Here is a 15,553-nt window from a genome sequence, read left to right on the forward strand (position 1 = left end):
CACAGCCGTTCTCGCCGCCCGACCTCGGTATATGCAAAAGTTAAGAAATAAGTACGTATTAACTAAAAGGTAACGAATAGACCATGGGTGAGTTTAATCACATCTTCGGGTAGGGCCGTCGCAGACTCGGGCGAGAGTGGGCGAAGCGAACACAATCCGGCCGAAGTTGAGGTTAACCTCGGATTACCCCCAACCTTCAGGAGCGTCATGGCATCGAGCACCACCGGAGTCCTCTTCCCCACCGATTCCTCCGGGAACCGCTCGACAGGACGGCTGGCCAAGGACGTCGTCGCCGACGCGCTCTCCACCGTGGACCCGGCGGCCTCCGAGCGCGTCCACCGGATCAAGGACTGGCGTAAGGGCTACATCGAGCCCTTCACCGAACTCGTCAGCGCCGGGGTGTCCGACCCGGCGGCCTGGGACGGTGTCGCACGGGCCGCGCTCGAGTCGCTGCAGTCCCGCATGGTCGGGGTACACGACGCGAACGGGGAGACCGTGGAGACCCCGATGTCGGACTACCTCGCCGTCGTCGCCCCCACCAACACCCCGACGACCGACACGATCCAGGGCACGGCGACCCCGGTCCGCGAGCTGTCCATCCCCTTCCGCGGCGAGGAACTGACCGGCGACCTCCTGCGCGCCCGGCTGGACAAGTGGGTCGCGGCCGGTGTGATCGAACCCAGCTGCGCCGACGCCCTGAAGCTCGTCCAGGACAACCCCCAGTGGCTCTCCCTGCCCGGCCGCGCCATGCTCGTCCTGGGCCTCGGCTCGGAGATGGGGCCCGCCCGACGTCTCCTGCAGTGGGGCGCCGACGTGATGGGCGTCGACCTGCCGTCGAGCCCTGCGTGGGATCGCTTCCGCGGCCAGGCCTCGACATTCGCCGGGCGCCTGCACGTCCCCACCGGGCCGGACGGCCGACCCGGCGTCGACCTGCTCACCCAGCTCCCCGAACTCGCGGCATGGGCCAGGGCCGCGGCCCCCGCACCGCTCACCGTCGGCAGCTACTTCTACGCGGACGGCGGAACCCACGTCCAGCTCTCCTCCGCCGCGGACGCCCTCGTCGTCGACCTCCTCCGCGACAACACCGCCAACGCACTCGCCTACCTCGCCACCCCGATGGACACGTTCGTCGTCCCCGCCGACGTGCGGGAGGCCGCCAACGCCGCACTGGCGTCGCGCCGGATCACCGACATCAAGCGACTCGTCGGTTCCGTCGCCCGCGGCAAGGTCTTCGCCCGCAACTACCCCGCGGGCCACGGCCCGGCGATCCACGACGCCCTCGTCCCCCAACAGGGCCCCAACTACACCCTCGCCAAGAGAGTGCAGCGGTGGCGCGCCACCACGGCGTTCGCCGACGGCCACACCGTCTCGGTCAACGTCGCCCCCGCCACCGACACCCACTCGGTGACCAAGAACAAGATCCTCGCCGCCACCTACAAGGGCGCCTACGCCTTCGGCATCGAGATCTTCGCGCCCGACACCTCCGCCGCCCTGCTCGCCGCGCTGATGGTCCACGACCTCAACGTGGGCCGGCCGCAGGTGGACGTGCAATGGCAGCACGAGTCGTCGGGAGCGGCATCCGGCGGATTGTGGCGTCAGCCGTACCTGCCACGGACCGCCCTGCCGGTGGCCGCGCTGATCGGTACCGTCAAGAGGTAGGAGCACGCACCGAACCGCCGTCGGGACACCTGACACCGACCCCTGACACCGAGACATCTAAGGACGCCGCCATGCCGAACCCCTTCGCCAAGGGCTGGAACTACCTCAAGGCCTCGCTGGACAAGTCGGTCGACGACAACGCGGACCCCAAGATCCTCGTGCACCAGGCGATGAACCACGCGCGCGACCAGCACAAGTCGGTGTCCGACCAGGCGGCCGCGGTGATCGGCAACGCCAAGCAGCTCGAGATCGCCATGGGCACCAAGACGCAGCAGCTCGACGAGGTGCAGGGACAGATCCGACAGACCCTGCAGGTGGCCGAGCAGGCGCGCGCGGAGGGCGACACCTCCCGCGCCCAGCAGTTCGACACCCAGGCCGAGCAGCTCGCCGGGCGGCTGGTGGCACTGGAACAGGACCTCGACCACACCAAGCAGCTGCACGGCCAGGCCGTGCAGGCCGCAGAGCAGGCCAAGCAGGCGGTGAAGGAGTCCGAACAGCGGCTGCGCGAGACACTGGCGCAGGAGGATCAGCTGCTCCTGCAGGCCACCCAGGCCGAGATGCAGCACCGGACCACCGAGTCCATGAGCTCCCTGCAGGGCGCCGGCGGCGGCAACTCCCCGACCTTCGACGAGATCCGCGCCAAGATCGAGGGCCGCTACACCACCGCACTGGGCAAGCAGGAGCTAGCCGAGGCGACCGGCGCAACATCGACCGCACAGCTCGACGCCGCCGCGTTCACGCGCGAATCCGAGGGCAAGAGCAAGCTCGAGCAGATCCGCGCCTCGATGGGGCTCGACTCGGGTTCCGACTCCGGTGCCGACCGCCAGCTCACCGGAGGCGAGGGGCAGTCCGGGTCGTCGGCGGGGTCGCCGGCCGCGTCGTCCACCGGCCAGGCCGGGGCGCCCGGCCAGGCGGACCCGGAGGCCCCGAGGGACCCCGACGAGGCGACCGACCAGCCGAGCCCCGAGGACCTCTCCGGGCCCACGCTCCCCCGGGACACCAGGGAGTAGCCCCGGGCTATCGGCGAAGGAGTCGCCATGACCACCACACCCCGGGCCTCCGGATACCTCGCCCCGTCGGGCGCCGTGGTGTTCCCCCGCCGGCTGCCCATGTCCCGTGACCAGGCGTGGGCGGCCGTCACCGATCCGGCCCGCACCGCACGCTGGATCGGGTCGTGGTCGGGCGACCCGGCGTCGGGCACCGTCGAGATGACGATGTCCGCCGAGGAGGGCTCACCCGCGGAGACCGTCGGAGTACTGCGGTGTGAGGCGCCGAACCTCGTCGTCGTCAGGATCGGACCGGACGGCTGGGTGGTCACCGTGCGCATCGAGGGCGGCGACGACGAGGTCACCATCTCCCTGGAACAGGACATCGCGGACGCCGAGTCCGCGTCCGACATCGGTCCCGGGTGGGACTTCTATCTGGACCGGTTGGTCGAGGCCGAGGCGGGCCGTGATCCGGAGGCCCTGCGCTTCTCCCCCGACTACCACCCCGCCCTGGCCGACCACTACCGGGCGTTGCTGCGCGGCTGAGACGGTAGGTCCCGCTGCGGTCTTCGACTGCGCGCCCTCCACCTGTTTTCGCAGTTGAGAGCCTCATGTCGGACCCCCTTGCTAGTGTTTCCCCAATCGAACACACGAGCGATACGGGGTGCGGCACTCGCCCGCCCGAGGGGGTGCACATGCGGGAGGCGACCACCGGGGATGATGCCGGAGCGGTGGCCGGCAGTCCCGCCGTCACCGCCGCCAGCTCCGCGGCCCTGGCCGCGTTGAACGCCGAGAACCGCGCGGCCCGACACCGGACACACCCTCACCACCCACCCCGACGGCCCCCTCGCCCGCTGGCGCCACCACACCAGCGAGAGCGACACCGGGGCTGCGACCGACACCAGGGCCGACCCCGACGCCGACATCCCGCCCCCACGCCGACCCTGGCTCGACCCCCGACCCCAGAGCACCCACTGGTACCGACGCGCTCTGCGCCTGGCCGCCGAACGCAAAGCCAACGCCATGGCCCCACCACCAGACACCCCACCCGACCACCACCACGACCCCGACCCACCGCCCTTCTGACCGGCGGGCGGCGGGCGGCGGGCGGGAAGGAGTCAGCGGTGCTTGAGCAGGACTGCCCGGATCCCCTCGTGGAACCCGTCTCGCAGGCGAACCCGCTGGGCTTCCGTCAGAGTGAACTCGTTGAGCATCTGGCAGGCGAACTGCAACAACGGGCGGTCGATCCCCGGGGGAAGCACGCCGCCCGAGAGGAGATGCGCCTGGTCCCGCTGACTCTCTGTGGCGGCCCGCTCGTACCACCACGTGGCGTACTGCTGGCCCACGTCGAAGGGGGTCTGCTCACCGGACGAGGTCCAGACCTCGTCCGGGAGCGGTACGAACTTCGACCGCAATGGCCGACGATGGGGAGCCATCATCGAGGGGTTCGGCCGGGACGACCCGTTGGAATCCGCACCGGGGTCCGAGGGCTTCTGGACCGAGCCCGCGAACTGCGGGGCGACCCGGGAGGACTGCGCCGGGGGCTGGGTGCCCGGGTGGGCCTCGGCGGCATCGGGGGAAGCCTCGGGGGACGCCTCAGTCCGGCTGGCCCGCTCGGGCTCGCCCACCTTGTCACGCTTCTCTGCCTTCTCGGGCTTCTCCGCCTTGTCGCTCTGCTTGGCCAGCTGCGCGGGCGACGGCCCCGGGTTCTGTGCACTCTCGGGCTTCGACGACGCGCCGGGCGTGGGGACCTTACCGGCCGTCGGCTGTTCAACTGTTTTCTGGGCGGACTCCCCGGCGTCCGGCGCGGGCGGCTCGGACTCGGCCCGCGCCGCGCACTCCTGCTCATCCGCCGCCAACTCCTCCGCATCGGCGGCGCGTTCCTCCTCGGCGGCCGTCAGGCGGGTCTCGTCGGCCACGGAGGTGGCCGAGGCGCGATCCGAGCGCAGGACGACGTCGGCCATCCCCACCGACTCCTCGGTCTCGTGGGCGTCCTCCCCCGGATGCACCGGAGGCGCCGTCGGGGTCCTGACCTTCGGGGGGATGGGGCCCTCGAGGACCCTGATCTGCATGGCGTCGTGAAAGTCGGTGCGGGGATCGAGCACGGTCGTGGTGTCGCAGGCGTGTCGCAGCGCAGAAGAGATCGAATCCCAGCCGAAACCCACGAGGTGCATACGGACACCGGCGTCCACGGCCACCCGCACGCCGGGGATCATGTCGGCGTCCCCGGTGACCAGGACCATGTCCGAACACTGACCCTTGTAGGCGGCCTGGATCATATCCGCGACGAGGAGGGTGTCGACCGCCTTCTGGGTTCGTCTCTCACCCCACTCGATCAACTGGCCGGCGCGCAGCTGCACGCCCTCGATCACGCGGAGGGTGCGCTGATACCGGTGCGGGCCGGAGTCCGGGATGCCGTCATACCAGTTCTGGCGCTGGACCGGCTGGTCCACCAGACCGTGGGCTACGTGGTCTAAACGGTGCACGACCGTGGCCAGGGATATCTCCAACTGGCCGCGCGCACCCTCCTCCCACGAGTTGTAAAAGCTAGCCAGTAGATACGAGGTATCCACGAGGACCAGAGTTCGTTCAAGCATGATGATCACTACCTGTTCTGATTGTCTACGTTGACTTCCAGCATGCCGCAGGGCGGGCGACCCCGCAGGGTCCGCCGCCGAACCACGTCAGGAGCCCCGATGTCGCAAGCCGTCCCCACCCAGGCTGATCTGAGCGGAAGGGTCGTGCTGGTCACGGGCGCCGCACGCGGCCAGGGTCGCGCACACTGCGAGGCGTTCGCCGCCGCCGGATGTGACGTGATCGCCCTCGACCTGTGCCGGGACATCGAGACGGTCCCCTACCCGATGGCAGATCCGGAGGACCTCGAGGCCACCGCCGAGGCCGTTCGCGCGCTCGGCCGGCGCTGCATCACCGGGGAAGTGGACGTTCGGGACCTTCCCGGCGTGCGTGCAGCCGTCGACGCCGCGGTGGCCGAGCTGGGCGGCCTGGACTTCGTCGTGGCCAATGCCGGGGTCTCGCCCCAGCCCGCCGCGTCCTGGGAGCGGAGCGAGGAGGAGTGGGACACGACGCTCGACATCAATCTCAAGGGCACGTGGGTGACGACGACGGTGGCGATCCCCCACATCCTGACGACCGGGCGCGGCGGCTCAGTGGTCTTGATCAGCTCGATGGTGGGACTGCGGGGCGGCTCCTTCACCGCCAGTTACGGGACGTCCAAGTGGGCCGTGCGCGGACTCGCCAAGGCCCTCGCCGGTGAGCTCGGGTTCTCAGGCGTCCGGTGCAACTCGATCCACCCCGGCAACGTCCGTACGCCGATGATCGAGAACCCGTCGATGATCGCCATGATGTCGGGCGGGCAGGGCACCACGCTCGAGGACACCGCGGAGACCTTCAGCGGCATGAACCAGATGCCGCAGCCGTGGGTCGAGCCGTCGGCGATCGCGTCCATGGCCGTCTACCTGTGCAGCGACGCGGGCGCGGGTATCACCGGCGCCTCCATCCCGATCGACCTGGGTGGCAGCGAGAAGTTCGGCCTCTGAGCCGGCGGCACGGCCGCTGCCACCACCGCCACCCACCCGGCCGACCGGATGAAACGCGGCAGCCCGCCCCTCGAGCGAGGGGCGGGCTGCCGCGGAGATCACCGGGCGATGAACCCGGCGCTCGAGAGGATCAGACCGACTCGGGAGTGCCCGCGGGAGCGGTCGGACGGGGAACACTGATGGTCGAACCGGTGGCGGTCCACACCAGCGACCAGAAGATGTCGACGACCGGCTGGATGGCCTGCAGGAAGATGTCGTTGGCGTTGCTCATGATGTGTCCCCTCGTATTTACTGCTGCGTACTGAGTCGTACTGCGGTATCGGGCGTTCTGTCTGTACCCCACGTAACGCCATCTATGTCGTCACGAACCCGCTCGACGTTACACAACCGTGATGTCCGGCGTGACATCGTCGAACTCCCGCGCAGGCCACGCACGCTTCGGCGCCGGAAAAGAGTCCTCGGCCACACCACGACTGGGCGGTGATCGATCAGCTCACCGCACACCGAAATTGTGACCCACGCAACCGAACGTACCTACGCGACCGTAAGTTACGGTACCGTAGCTTCATGGCCATCACCGACATCCCGGAATTCGCACACCTCTCCGAGTCCGACATCGAAGCCCTCGGCGCGGAGCTCGAGCAGATCCGTCAGGACATCATCGGCTCCCTCGGCGAGCGAGATGCCGCGTACATCCACAATACGATCCGTTTCCAGCGGGGACTCGAGATCGCGGCCCGTGCACTTCTCCTCGTGGGCTCGCGTAACCGCACGGCCTGGGCGATCGGCGCAGGCACCCTCGGTGTCGCCAAGATCGTCGAGAACATGGAACTCGGCCACAACATCATGCACGGGCAGTGGGACTGGATGAACGACCCCGAGATCCACTCCACCACCTGGGAGTGGGACATCGTGGGCACCGCCGAGCACTGGAAGCAGACCCACAACTACATCCACCACAAGTACACCAACATCGTCGGCCTGGACGACGACGTGGGGTACGGCGTTCTCCGGGTGACCCGCGACCAGCGTTGGCACCCCTTCTACTACGGGAACATCGCCTACAACGCGGCCCTCGCGCTGCTGTTCCAATGGGGCGTGGGGATCCAGCACCTCGAGCTGGGCAAGGTCGCCAAGGGTCGTGACGACCGTCGCGAGACCATGAGCAAGCTCTCGCTCTTCGCCAAGAAGGCCGGCCGTCAGCTCGCCAAGGACTACGTCTTCTACCCGCTGCTGTCCGGCAAGGGGTGGAAGTCCACCGCCACCGCCAACCTGGTCGCCAACGGGATCCGCAACGTCTGGACCAACGCGGTGATCTTCTGTGGCCACTTCCCCGACGGTGCCGAGAAGTTCACCAAGAAGGACGTGGAGAACGAGACGCAGGCGGAGTGGTACCTGCGCCAGATGCTCGGCTCCGCCAACATCACCGGCGGTCCGGTCGTCGACTTCATGTCCGGCAACCTGTCGTACCAGATCGAGCACCACATCTACCCGGACATGTCGTCCAACCGGCTCGCGGAGGCGTCCATCCGGGTACGTGAGGTGTGCCGCAAGTACGACCTGCCCTACGTGGCCGGTCCCCTGCCGGTGCAGTACTTCAAGACCTGGCGCACCATCGCCAAGCTGTCGCTGCCCAACCACATGCTGCGCGACACGACCGATGACGCGCCGGAGACCCACTCCGAGCGGATGTTCGCCGACCTACCGAAGCCGCTGCCCGCCGCGGAGGGTCAGCGGGCGGGCCTGAAGACCGCGTTGCAGCACCACCGCGCCACGCGGCGGGCCCGCAAGGTCGCCGCCGTGGCCTGACCAGCGGCCGCAGGATCGACGCCAGGGACGCCCCGGCACCGGAGACCGGTGCCGGGGCGTCCGTGATTCCGACGCCGACGGCCCCGTACGGCGATAGGCTGTCGCTCGAGTCGGCGGGACCCGTCGACGTCCGGCACTACACCGGTCGAGCTGAATGTCCGTGGAACACGACGACGGGAGCCCCCATGGAGGACCGGCGCATGCTCATCGCCGATTCCGCGATCGAGGTCGTGGCGAGGGACGGGGTCCGTGCCCTCACCCATCGCGCCGTGGACTCGGAGGCGGGATTGCCCTCGGGCTCCACCTCCTACTACTGCCGCACCCGCGCGCAGCTGCTCACCCTCACCGTCGACCGGCTCACCTCGCTGCTGAGGGGGTTCGTCGAGGTCTCGGGGATCCAGGAACTGGCGTCCTCCGACGCCGACGACGTGCTGGGGATGCTCACGCGCATGGTCGACGGACTGTTGGCCGACTACCGCGGTGAGCTGGCGGCCAGGTCGGCGTTGATCGTCGAACTCGCCGGCAAGGAGGACACCACGGACCTCGTGGCCGCACTGCTCGATCCGAGCGACCTCGTGGGCGCGCTCGACGCCGCCGGGCTACGCGACCCGGCCACCGCCGCCCTGGACCTGTTGACCGTGTACGAGGGCCTGCTGTGGGAGCGCACGGTCGGCAGGCTGGCCGGCGTCGAGGTCGACCACAAGCACGACGCCGAGGTGCTGGGCGCGGTGCTCGCCCGCCACGAGCACCGCGGTCCCCGCAACCTCTTCGGCCTCCGCCGCTAGCGCGGGCGCCACCCTCGCGGGCGTCACCCGCGCGCGGCACCCGCGGCTAGTCCGAGATCGCCTCGAGCGGGTCGGTCTTGGCGGCCCGGTGCGCGGGCCACAACGACGCGAGGACCCCGACGACCGCCGAGGCCGCCAGCACGACGCCGATGCTGCCCCACGGGATCGTCGTCTCCGTCAGTCCGCTGTCCGCGAGCACGGTGACGAACGCCCAGCCGAGGTAGACGCCCACCGCCGCGCCGATCAACGCGCCGAACACGGCGATCTGCGTGGACTCGAGGTTGATCGTGCGGCGGACCTGCGAGCGCTGCATGCCCACCGCGCGGAGCATCCCGATCTCGGTGCGACGCTCGATCACCGACAGGGCGAGGGTGTTGACGATGCCCAGGACCGCGATGACCAGGGCCAGCCCCAGCAGCGCGTAGATGATCGTCAACAGCTGGTCGATCCCGCCGGTCTGGGTGTCGATGTACTGCTGCTTGCTCTGGACCGTCGCGATGGGGATCTCGGTGAGCTCGTCGGTCACCGCCGCGAGGACCTCGTCCTCGCTCACCCCGTCATCCGCCGCGACGAGCACGTTGAAGGTCGACCGCAGGTTCTCCGGCACCAGGCGTTCGTAGACGTCCATCCCGGTGTAGAACTGCCCGAGGATCTGGGAGTCCTCGTAGATCCCGGTGACCCGGAGGGTGCTCTCACTGCCGTCGGGCGCGACGAGCGGCACGGAGGCGCCCATCGTCCACCCCTTGTCCCTGGCGACGGTCCGGGACACGACGAGCGAGTCGGGGCCGGGGTCGAGCGAACCGTCGACCACGGTGGCGTCGATCATCTCGCCGACGGGCCCGCCGGCGGCGGACAGCGCCTGCGGTTCCCCGGCGAGCTGGGCGAACGCGAACGCCAGCCAGGCCACGTCACCGACCTCGTCGACGTCGGCGATCTGCTGCTCGATGCCGCCGGGCAGCGGGGTCGGCGGGCCCTGGGACGCCACGCCCTGGACCACGACGTCGGCGTTGATGTCCTGGTCGATGACGCCGCTGACGCTCTCCTTCGTGGTGGCGCCGAGGGTTCCGAACGCCGCCACCAGGGTCAGTCCCAGCGTGAGCGCGAACGCGGTCGCGGCGGTCCGGCGGGTATTGCGTCCGGCGTTGGTGGCGGCGAGCTTGCCGACCGCGCCGAACGGTGCGCCGATCACCCTGCCGATGCCACCGGCGATCGGTTTGGCGAGCGCGGGCATCACCAGGAAACTGCCGATGATCAGCGCGGCCGCACCGACACCGACCGTGATCGCACCGTCCCGCGTCGTCTCCTGCCAGGTACCTATCACCGCGAGCATGAGGCCGCTCACCACGGCGAACAGGCCGACGGCGGTGCGCCATCCGCCGCCGGCCTCGGTGGTGGCCGAGCCGACTCGCATGCCCTGCACCGGGGCGACGCGTCCGGCGCGTCGGGCGGGCGCCCAGGCGGAGAAGACGGTGACGACGAAGCCCAACACCAGCGGGGTGATGACCGACATCGGGGTGAGCGAGAGGGCTCCGGACGGAATGCCCAGGTCGAAGGCCTCGAGCGCCACGAAGATCAGCTGGGCCAGGCCGAAGCCCACCACCACGCCGATCCCGGAGCCGACGAGCCCGGTGACGGCGGCCTCCGCCATCACCGACCGGGTGAGCTGCCCGCGGGAGGCGCCAATCGCGCGCAGCAGGGCGAGCTCCCGCAGCCGCTGGGCGACGAGCATGGAGAAGGTGTTGTAGATGATGAACGTGCCGACCAGCAGCGCGATCAGCCCGAACGCGACGAAGAAGTAGTTGATGAAGTCGAGGACGGTCGACAGTTGCTCGGACAGTCGCTCCTTGATCTCCTCGCCGGTCCGGACCTCGTAGTCGGGGAACTCGGCCGCGATGGTGTCGCGGACCTCCTCCTGACTCACGCCCGGTTCCGCGCGGACGGAGACGTTGGAGGCGTTCTCGCCGTCGGTGAACAGGGCGCGGGCGCGTTCCTCGGAGAACCCGACGCCCACGTACCCGCCGATGTCGGTCTCGTTGGCGTAGGCACCCACGACGGTCACGTCGAGGACGCCCTGCCCGGTGGTGTAGACCTCGGCGGTGTCGCCGACGGCGAGGCCGGCGGCGGTGAGCACGGTCTCGGGGAGGACGACCTCGTCGTCGGCGGCGGGGGCGCGGCCGTCCGTGATCCAGCTGCTCTCGCCGACCGCGTCGTCGGGATCGATCCAGGCAAGGCCCTCGGACGGCGCGCCGCCGGACTGGTACGGGGTGCCGTCGGCGTTGAACAGCACCACGGTGCCGGACACGCCGGGCATGGCCGCCTCGACGCCCGGCAGGTCGAGCACCTGCTCGGCCACCTCGAACGGCACGCCCGCCCCGCGGGGGTCCTCGGGTTCGATCATCGCGGCGAGGTCCGCGGTGCCCTGGTCGAGCAGTCCGTCGAAGGTGCTCTTGAGGGTGGAGGTGAAGACCAGCGAACCGGTGACGAACGCGGTGCCCAGGACCACCGCCAGCACGGACAGCACCAGGCGGAGTTTGTGGGCGGCGATGTTGCGCAGGGAGACGCGCAGCATCGGGCGCGTGTGGCGCGGGGTGTGGGCGGACTCGTGTCGCCCCCCGCCGGCGGGTCCGGCGTGCCCGGAGGCGTGCCTGGCCGCCATCACCGCTCCTCGAGGGCGCCCATAGCCGCCAGGATCTCGTCGGCGGTGGGGTGGGCGAGCTCGCGGACGACCCGGCCGTCGGCGAGCAGCAGGACACGGTCGGCGTAGGTGGCGGCGCGCGGGTCGTGGGTGACGATCACGACGGTCTGACCGAAGTCGTCTGCGGCGCTGCGCAGGATGGCCAGGACCTCGGCCGAGGAGGTGGAGTCGAGGTTGCCGGTGGGCTCGTCACCGAACAGGATGTCCGGGCGTCCGACCAGGGCGCGGGCGCACGCCACCCGCTGCTGCTGGCCGCCGGACAGTTCGGACGGCCGGTGCGAGAGCCGGTCGGCGATCCCCAGCCGGCCGATCACCTCGTCGAACCAGGCCCGGTCGATGCCGTGGCCGGCGATGTCCTGGGGCAGCGTGATGTTCTCCTCGGCCGTCAGGGTCGGGACGAGGTTGAAGGACTGGAACACGAATCCGATGCGGTCGCGTCGCAGCGCCGTCAATTCCTTGTCCGCCAGCCCCACGATCTCGGTATCGCCGATCCGCACCGACCCGGAGGTCGGCCGGTCCAGTCCCGCCATGCAGTGCATGAGGGTCGACTTGCCCGAGCCGGAGGGGCCCATGATCGCCGTGAACCGTCCGCGTTCGAAGGTCGCGCTGACGTGGTCGAGTGCACGGACCTCGGTCTCGCCCTCCCCGTAGGTCATGACGAGGTCGGTGGCGACGGCGGCCGCGGAGTGCGGTTCGCCGTCGTGTTGGTGGGTCTCGGCCTGGGTGGTCATGTGCTCCCTCGGATCATGGTGGTCGATCTAAAGCTTGCAGGAATTCGGAGCGGAAGCCGATGGGGGATTGCCCGGGTGTCCACCCTGATCCTGCTCACGGGTCCAGGCGTCGAGGGTCCGCCGGGTGGCGAACTCGCGATTCTCACCGGAGACGGGGTCGGTGAAGGCGATCGACTCGGCCAGCAACTGCAGTGGTGTCGAGAAGTCGCCGGGGGCAACGTCGAGCACACGGGGGTAGAGGTCGTCGCCGAGTATCGGGGTCCCGAGGGCGTTCATGTGCACGCGCAGCTGGTGGGTGCGGCCGGTGGTGGGTTCCAGCCGGTAGAGCCCGATCCGCCCGGCCCCGTCGCCCCGGGTGCCCAGGAGGGTGATGCGCGTGTGGGCGTCGGGCTCCCCGTCGACCTCGGCCGCCTGCAGGACGCCGCGGGTCTTGACGATCCGGCTGGACCGCTGCCGTTCGGTGGGAACCCCGTCGGGGGCGGTCGCGACCGCCAGGTAGGTCTTGGTGACCCGGCGGGCGGCGAAGAGTTCCTGGTAGGCGCCGCGGTGCGCGGGAGCGACGGTGAAGACCAGGACGCCGGCGGTGAGCCGGTCGAGGCGGTGGGCGGGCGCGAGGTCGTCCAGCGCGAGATCGCGCCGGAGCCGGACGAGTGCGGTCTCGGTGACGTGCCCCGCGCGGGGGGTCGTGGCGAGGTAGTGGGGTTTGTCGACGACGACGAGGCGGTCGTCCGCGTGCAGGACCTCGACCTCAAACGGGACCGGGATCTCGGGCTCCGGCGTCCGGTACATCCACACGTCCATCCCCCGGTGCCGCCGGGTGGCGGCGGTGACCGGTGCCCCGTCGGCGGTGACGACCTGCCCCGCCTCGAGGGCCACGGTGAGCTCGGCGAGCCGGTCGGGGAAGCGTCGGCGCAACTCCTCGGGGATGCTGCGAGGCCCCTGTCCGGGGTCGGCCAGCCGGATCCGGACCGGGTCGACACCGTTCCGCAACGGGAGGGGCCGCCCACGGCGTCTCGAGCTGGACATGTCCACGAGCCTAGTCGGTGGGCTACACTCACTCGAGCACCATCTGTCCCTCGCGTCACTGCGAGAACCAGCATCTTGAGAACTCGGGAGTGCCCATGATCGACGTCGTCGTCGACTTCTTCCTCTTCGGCCCGGGCCGCGTCGTCCTCCCGGCGTTCCAGGGGAGTTTCAACATGGCCTACCCGGCCAACGCCCCGTTCCCGGACCAGCTCTAGACGGCCCACTCCCAAACCGCGATCCGGTGTCGTATCCCGGCGGTAGGGTCGGGGTCATGGCTTCCCTCGAGAACACCGTTGTCGTCGGCGTCGACGGCTCCGCCGCCTCCACCGGTGCGGTCGCGTACGCCGCCAACACCGCCGCCACCCGCCGCGTCCCGCTGCTCCTCGTGACCAGCTACACGATGCCGGCCGCGATGTTCGCCGAGGGGATGATCCCTCCGCAGCCCGTCTACGACGAGCTGGAGCGGGAGTGCACGCCCATCATCGAGAAGGCCCGTGAGACCGCGGCCAAGGTGGCGCCCGGCATCGAGGTGTCGCACGCGATCGTCGAGGGCAACCCCGCGCAGGTGCTCATTGACTACTCGCGCAAGGCCAAGCTCATCGTCCTGGGTTCCCGCGGCCTGGGCGGGATCAAGGGCATGGTGCTCGGCTCGGTGTCGGCGGCGGTGGCCAGCCACGCGTTCTGCCCGGTCGTGGTGACCCGGGAGGACACGGACGACCTGAACCGCAGCGGCCCGGTCGTCGTGGGGATCGACGGCTCCGAGGTCAGCGCCAAGGCCACCGAGTGGGCGTTCGCCGAGGCCTCCGCGCGGTCCGCCCCCCTCGTCGCCGTGCACACCTGGATGGATCCGCAGGTGCAGGCCGCGGCGGCCGGGATCTCCCTCACCGAGGATGACTGGAAGGAACTCGAGCAGCAGCAGCTCCAGACGCTGTCGGAGCGGCTGGCGGGATTCTCGGACCGGTACCCCGATGTCGAGGTGCAGCGGCTCGTCACGCGCGATCGCGCGGTCCGGGCACTCGTCGAGCAGGCCGAGAACGCCCAGCTCGTCGTCGTCGGCTCCCACGGGCGGGGCGGGTTCACGGGCATGGTCCTCGGCTCCACCTCCCGGGCGCTCCTGCAGGCGGCCCCGTGCCCGGTAATGGTCGTCCGCCCGGAATCGCACTCATGAGCAGCGAGGACAACGTTCAGGTTCGGCGTGACACCGCCGCCGGGCGATTCGAGATCCTCGTCGACGACGTGGTGGCGGGTTTCGCCGACTATTCCGACGGCACGGACGGCGTCCGGGAGTTCCCCCACACGGTGGTCGCGTCCGAATTCGGTGGGCGCGGTCTCGCCGGGACGCTGGTCGGTGAGGCGCTGCAGGTGACCCGGGAGGAGGGACTGCGGATGCGTCCGTCGTGTTCGTTCGTCGCGGGATACATCCAGAAGCACCCGGAGGCCGCGGAGATCGCCTGAGGCCGCGGGCGGGTGGCCCGGCGGGCACGAACCGGTAACGAGTGAGCGACGTTTAACGCCACCGTGCGCCCTACCGGAAGCTTTCGTGTCGGTGTCGTGTTCTCCTGAGAGAGCGGCCCGTCCCGGGCCGAGTACGACTCTCGGGAAAGGACAACCACAATGTTGTGGAGCATCATCTCCTGGATCATCGTCGGTGGCCTCGCTGGCTGGATCGCGTCCATGATCATGGGCAAGAACGCACAGATGGGCCTCGTCGCCAACGTTCTCGCCGGCGTGGTCGGCGCATTCGTCGTCGGCTTCCTCGTCTCACTCTTCACGAGCGGCGGTGGCATGCCCGAGGCCTTCTCCATCTGGGGCTTCGTCGCCGCCATCATCGGCGCCTGCCTGCTGATCTTCGTGATCTCGGCCATCAAGGGCCGCGGACGCACGAAGGTCTGACCCGGGCGCGAGACGCCAGAGACACCACATCATCCGGACGGCCCGGCCCCTCGTCGGGTTCGGGCCGTCCGTCCTGCATCACCCTGAACGGAAGGAGCCCGACATGGGACTGTTCGACAAGGCGAAGGATTTCGCGGGAAAGAACCCGGACAAGGTGGACTCGGTACTCGACAAGGCCGGTGACGCGTTCGACCAGCGCACCGACGGTAAGTACGCCGAGCACACCGACACGGCCCAGGAGAAGGCCGGCGACTACCTCACCGGCGGCACCGCGGACTCGCCCGACAACCCGCCTTCCGAGGGCGAGCAGCCCCCTGCCTGACCGTCTACCGCACCGCCGAACCGTGGGGCCGGTGTCCGCAGCGCGCGGCACCGGCCCCGTGGTGTCGGAGGTCACTGCCGATAGTGTGTA

At 69.8% G+C, this 15,553-nt stretch carries 15 protein-coding genes; 10 read left to right on the forward strand and 5 right to left on the reverse strand.

The window, feature by feature from the left end; translation table 11 throughout:
• The first annotated feature begins 207 nt into the window (after positions 1-207).
• The 3 genes from VZF99_RS13935 to VZF99_RS13945 all read left to right on the forward strand — a co-directional run bounded on the left by VZF99_RS13935 (position 208) and on the right by VZF99_RS13945 (position 3,191).
• The gene (locus VZF99_RS13935; protein ID WP_407335104.1) at positions 208-1,659 is read left to right on the forward strand and encodes a hypothetical protein; all 1,452 of its coding nucleotides are present in this window, start codon (positions 208-210) and stop codon (positions 1,657-1,659) included.
• 71 nt (positions 1,660-1,730) lie between these two features.
• Entirely contained in the window at positions 1,731-2,669 is a 939-nt protein-coding gene (locus VZF99_RS13940; protein WP_407335105.1) for a PspA/IM30 family protein, read from the forward strand.
• Positions 2,670-2,696: 27 nt separating this feature from the next.
• On the forward strand, positions 2,697-3,191 hold the full coding sequence (locus VZF99_RS13945; protein ID WP_407335106.1) for an SRPBCC domain-containing protein: 495 nt from the start codon (positions 2,697-2,699) through the stop codon (positions 3,189-3,191).
• 572 nt (positions 3,192-3,763) lie between these two features.
• On the opposite strand, the gene VZF99_RS13950 is transcribed toward VZF99_RS13945, so the two are convergent.
• Positions 3,764-5,242: an NYN domain-containing protein gene (locus tag VZF99_RS13950; RefSeq protein WP_407335107.1), complete on the reverse strand. Its 1,479-nt coding sequence runs from the start codon at positions 5,240-5,242 to the stop codon at positions 3,764-3,766.
• 99 nt (positions 5,243-5,341) lie between these two features.
• Here VZF99_RS13950 and VZF99_RS13955 point away from each other — a divergent pair, with 99 nt between their 5' ends.
• Positions 5,342-6,202 (forward strand): mycofactocin-coupled SDR family oxidoreductase, encoded by an 861-nt coding sequence (locus tag VZF99_RS13955; RefSeq protein WP_407335108.1) that lies wholly within the window; start codon positions 5,342-5,344, stop codon positions 6,200-6,202.
• A 130-nt stretch (positions 6,203-6,332) separates the two neighbouring features.
• Here the strand turns inward: VZF99_RS13955 and VZF99_RS13960 are convergent, their stop codons facing one another.
• Positions 6,333-6,473: a hypothetical protein gene (locus VZF99_RS13960; RefSeq protein ID WP_167457944.1), complete on the reverse strand. Its 141-nt coding sequence runs from the start codon at positions 6,471-6,473 to the stop codon at positions 6,333-6,335.
• A gap of 296 nt (positions 6,474-6,769) precedes the next feature.
• Here VZF99_RS13960 and VZF99_RS13965 point away from each other — a divergent pair, with 296 nt between their 5' ends.
• Positions 6,770-8,011: an acyl-CoA desaturase gene (locus tag VZF99_RS13965; protein WP_120286467.1), complete on the forward strand. Its 1,242-nt coding sequence runs from the start codon at positions 6,770-6,772 to the stop codon at positions 8,009-8,011.
• A 185-nt stretch (positions 8,012-8,196) separates the two neighbouring features.
• Positions 8,197-8,796, forward strand: a complete 600-nt coding sequence (locus VZF99_RS13970; protein WP_069390120.1) for a TetR/AcrR family transcriptional regulator — start codon at positions 8,197-8,199, stop codon at positions 8,794-8,796.
• Positions 8,797-8,842: 46 nt separating this feature from the next.
• On the opposite strand, the gene VZF99_RS13975 is transcribed toward VZF99_RS13970, so the two are convergent.
• Genes VZF99_RS13975 through VZF99_RS13985 form a run of 3 tightly spaced genes read right to left on the reverse strand, consistent with a single transcriptional unit; the run spans position 8,843 to position 13,248 of the window.
• Positions 8,843-11,452 carry an ABC transporter permease gene (locus VZF99_RS13975; RefSeq protein WP_407335109.1) on the reverse strand — a complete coding sequence of 870 codons (2,610 nt, stop codon included), beginning with the start codon at positions 11,450-11,452 and terminating at the stop codon, positions 8,843-8,845.
• Positions 11,452-12,222, reverse strand: a complete 771-nt coding sequence (locus tag VZF99_RS13980) for an ABC transporter ATP-binding protein (RefSeq protein WP_067717202.1) — start codon at positions 12,220-12,222, stop codon at positions 11,452-11,454. The genes VZF99_RS13975 and VZF99_RS13980 overlap by 1 nt, the downstream gene beginning before the upstream one ends.
• A gap of 27 nt (positions 12,223-12,249) precedes the next feature.
• The gene (locus VZF99_RS13985; protein WP_407335110.1) at positions 12,250-13,248 is read right to left on the reverse strand and encodes a pseudouridine synthase; all 999 of its coding nucleotides are present in this window, start codon (positions 13,246-13,248) and stop codon (positions 12,250-12,252) included.
• Between the two features lie 271 nt (positions 13,249-13,519).
• Here VZF99_RS13985 and VZF99_RS13990 point away from each other — a divergent pair, with 271 nt between their 5' ends.
• The 4 genes from VZF99_RS13990 to VZF99_RS14005 all read left to right on the forward strand — a co-directional run bounded on the left by VZF99_RS13990 (position 13,520) and on the right by VZF99_RS14005 (position 15,463).
• The gene (locus tag VZF99_RS13990; protein WP_067717200.1) at positions 13,520-14,416 is read left to right on the forward strand and encodes a universal stress protein; all 897 of its coding nucleotides are present in this window, start codon (positions 13,520-13,522) and stop codon (positions 14,414-14,416) included.
• A complete protein-coding gene (locus tag VZF99_RS13995) occupies positions 14,413-14,703 on the forward strand; it encodes a GNAT family N-acetyltransferase (protein ID WP_407335111.1) in 291 nt (96 codons plus the stop codon). The genes VZF99_RS13990 and VZF99_RS13995 overlap by 4 nt, the downstream gene beginning before the upstream one ends.
• Positions 14,704-14,862: 159 nt before the next feature.
• Positions 14,863-15,141 carry a GlsB/YeaQ/YmgE family stress response membrane protein gene (locus tag VZF99_RS14000; RefSeq protein WP_120286470.1) on the forward strand — a complete coding sequence of 93 codons (279 nt, stop codon included), beginning with the start codon at positions 14,863-14,865 and terminating at the stop codon, positions 15,139-15,141.
• 103 nt (positions 15,142-15,244) lie between these two features.
• The gene (locus VZF99_RS14005; RefSeq protein ID WP_120286471.1) at positions 15,245-15,463 is read left to right on the forward strand and encodes an antitoxin; all 219 of its coding nucleotides are present in this window, start codon (positions 15,245-15,247) and stop codon (positions 15,461-15,463) included.
• Positions 15,464-15,553: the final 90 nt, after the last annotated feature.

This window comes from Dietzia kunjamensis, from assembly GCF_045689975.1.
Taxonomy (GTDB): domain Bacteria; phylum Actinomycetota; class Actinomycetes; order Mycobacteriales; family Mycobacteriaceae; genus Dietzia; species Dietzia kunjamensis.

Bases quoted from the DNA above. Each gene is read 5' to 3' on its own strand.
- VZF99_RS13985 (WP_407335110.1), bottom strand. From the start codon at position 13,248: ATGTCCAGCTCGAGACGCCGTGGGCGGCCCCTCCCGTTGCGGAACGGT.
- VZF99_RS13950 (WP_407335107.1), bottom strand. From the start codon at position 5,242: ATGCTTGAACGAACTCTGGTCCTCGTGGATACCTCGTATCTACTGGCT.
- VZF99_RS13970 (WP_069390120.1), top strand. From the start codon at position 8,197: ATGGAGGACCGGCGCATGCTCATCGCCGATTCCGCGATCGAGGTCGTG.
- VZF99_RS13960 (WP_167457944.1), bottom strand. From the start codon at position 6,473: ATGAGCAACGCCAACGACATCTTCCTGCAGGCCATCCAGCCGGTCGTC.
- VZF99_RS13945 (WP_407335106.1), top strand. From the start codon at position 2,697: ATGACCACCACACCCCGGGCCTCCGGATACCTCGCCCCGTCGGGCGCC.
- VZF99_RS13975 (WP_407335109.1), bottom strand. From the start codon at position 11,452: ATGGCGGCCAGGCACGCCTCCGGGCACGCCGGACCCGCCGGCGGGGGG.
- VZF99_RS13980 (WP_067717202.1), bottom strand. From the start codon at position 12,222: ATGACCACCCAGGCCGAGACCCACCAACACGACGGCGAACCGCACTCC.
- VZF99_RS13940 (WP_407335105.1), top strand. From the start codon at position 1,731: ATGCCGAACCCCTTCGCCAAGGGCTGGAACTACCTCAAGGCCTCGCTG.
- VZF99_RS13955 (WP_407335108.1), top strand. From the start codon at position 5,342: ATGTCGCAAGCCGTCCCCACCCAGGCTGATCTGAGCGGAAGGGTCGTG.
- VZF99_RS13995 (WP_407335111.1), top strand. From the start codon at position 14,413: ATGAGCAGCGAGGACAACGTTCAGGTTCGGCGTGACACCGCCGCCGGG.
- VZF99_RS14005 (WP_120286471.1), top strand. From the start codon at position 15,245: ATGGGACTGTTCGACAAGGCGAAGGATTTCGCGGGAAAGAACCCGGAC.
- VZF99_RS13990 (WP_067717200.1), top strand. From the start codon at position 13,520: ATGGCTTCCCTCGAGAACACCGTTGTCGTCGGCGTCGACGGCTCCGCC.
- VZF99_RS13935 (WP_407335104.1), top strand. From the start codon at position 208: ATGGCATCGAGCACCACCGGAGTCCTCTTCCCCACCGATTCCTCCGGG.
- VZF99_RS13965 (WP_120286467.1), top strand. From the start codon at position 6,770: ATGGCCATCACCGACATCCCGGAATTCGCACACCTCTCCGAGTCCGAC.
- VZF99_RS14000 (WP_120286470.1), top strand. From the start codon at position 14,863: ATGTTGTGGAGCATCATCTCCTGGATCATCGTCGGTGGCCTCGCTGGC.